Here is a 1,585-nt window from a genome sequence, read left to right as displayed (position 1 = left end):
CCCCCCTGGTGGAAGCCGTAGCTTCTAGCAGTAACGCAGTTGCCTGTAAAAATGATGCTGCTTGGTATAAAAGTGCGGTACAGACAGGTAAGTATGTAGAAAAAATTGAGCCTTCTACCGGTGCGGCGGCTGGTACAGGAGGGGGTACTTGTGCGTTGACAGCTACTTTCAAGGCTGCAGGTCAGGGTGTCAATGATAAAGTTGCTGGTAAAACCATTACCATGACCTTAACTCCTGCAAGCGGTAAATGGGATTGTACTACCGACTTGGACGATAACATCGCCCCTGCCGCATGTCGTGGCACTAAAAAACCTTAAGTAATCTTTAAAGATTAAAGCTTCAAAAGCCCGCTGCAAAAGGCGGGTTTTTTAAACGGTTTTAAAAAATAAATCATTTTTAAAATAAGAATATTGTTGTTCTGAGAGTGGATACGGATATATGGATATGAAAGGTTTTACGATTATCGAGCTGATGATTGTTGTGGCCATTATCGGTATTTTGTCGGCAATCGTAGTGCCGATGTTTGCCGATTATTCGGCCAAAGCGCAGGCGGCAGAAGGCCAACATTTATTGGCGGGTTTGAAAAGTCCGCTGGTTGAGGCGGTTTCCAATAACGGTTTGGAAGCATGCAGTACTGATGCGCCGTGGTATCAAAGCAGCATCCGCCGGGGGCAGTTTGTAGATTCTATCGTCCTGGCAAAGGGAGCAACCCAATGTCTGGTGACACTGACATTTAAAGCTTCGGATGTAAACGACAAATTGGGCGGTAAAAAGATCAATATGCGCTATACGGTAGAAAAAAGCTTGTGGGAATGCGGCTCTGATTTTCCTGATGAGTTGAAAGCCGCACCATGTCAAGCGCCTTTGTTAGCCTTACAGGATTAATTATTCATTAATCTGAAATTGAATTATATAAGGCCGTCTGAAAATATCCAAACTCACTAAAACGAGGCAGCGTTGGCCTTCCTGAGCTCAAAGAGAACGGTTTTGTCAGCTGCCGGAGCGACAACAGAACCGGTTCCATGACTTGGAATAAAAGTAAATGTCTAATTTTGGCTTATTCATTTTAATGATTGAAATAAATTGATTAAAAACAGTAGGAGGGAATTTGTTGCCGGGCATCGCTATTCGTTTGTTTCAATTTGACCACCGTTTATCCAGTTTGTTTCAATACTATTGGGAATAATTACAAAGCTGATAAAAAATGTCACGTGACAAAAAGTGTCCAAGCCTGATATGACGAATATCAACGAAAACTGACAAAAAATGTCATTTTAAGATTTTTAAATTTTCTCAAATCGGTATCGGTTGCGCCGTCTGAAAATGATAGTTAAATTGTTTAATCATTAAAACAATAAGATATAAAAAATAATTTTGAAAATTCTAAAACAGCCAAAAATGGCACATCTATTGCATGATAGGTTATGTCCGACAAAGTTGAAGCGCAATGGATACCGCGCCGGAAGCTGTATATTCCTTCTTCTTTAATGGTTTTACTCATAAACAGCAAAAAGTGCCAAGCACATTACGGATTTTTAAAAGATAGTACAAAACTGATTATTCACAAATTTTTAACCGGAGTTAA

2 protein-coding genes are annotated in these 1,585 nt (G+C 40.3%); both read left to right on the top strand.

Annotated elements, in window-relative coordinates; translation table 11 throughout:
- On the top strand, window positions 1–317 hold a 317-nt coding region (locus C7N83_RS13810; RefSeq protein WP_106743277.1), incomplete at its 5' end, for a pilin.
- A 127-nt stretch (window positions 318–444) separates the two neighbouring features.
- A complete protein-coding gene (locus C7N83_RS13805) occupies window positions 445–885 on the top strand; it encodes a pilin (protein ID WP_281256786.1) in 441 nt (146 codons plus the stop codon).
- The last annotated feature ends 700 nt before the right edge of the window (window positions 886–1,585 follow it).

This window comes from Neisseria iguanae, assembly GCF_003013245.1.
Classification (GTDB): Bacteria; Pseudomonadota; Gammaproteobacteria; order Burkholderiales; family Neisseriaceae; genus Neisseria; species Neisseria iguanae.
The sequence above is the reverse complement of the archived record's forward strand: the minus strand, read 5'-3'. Positions and strand labels throughout refer to the sequence as shown.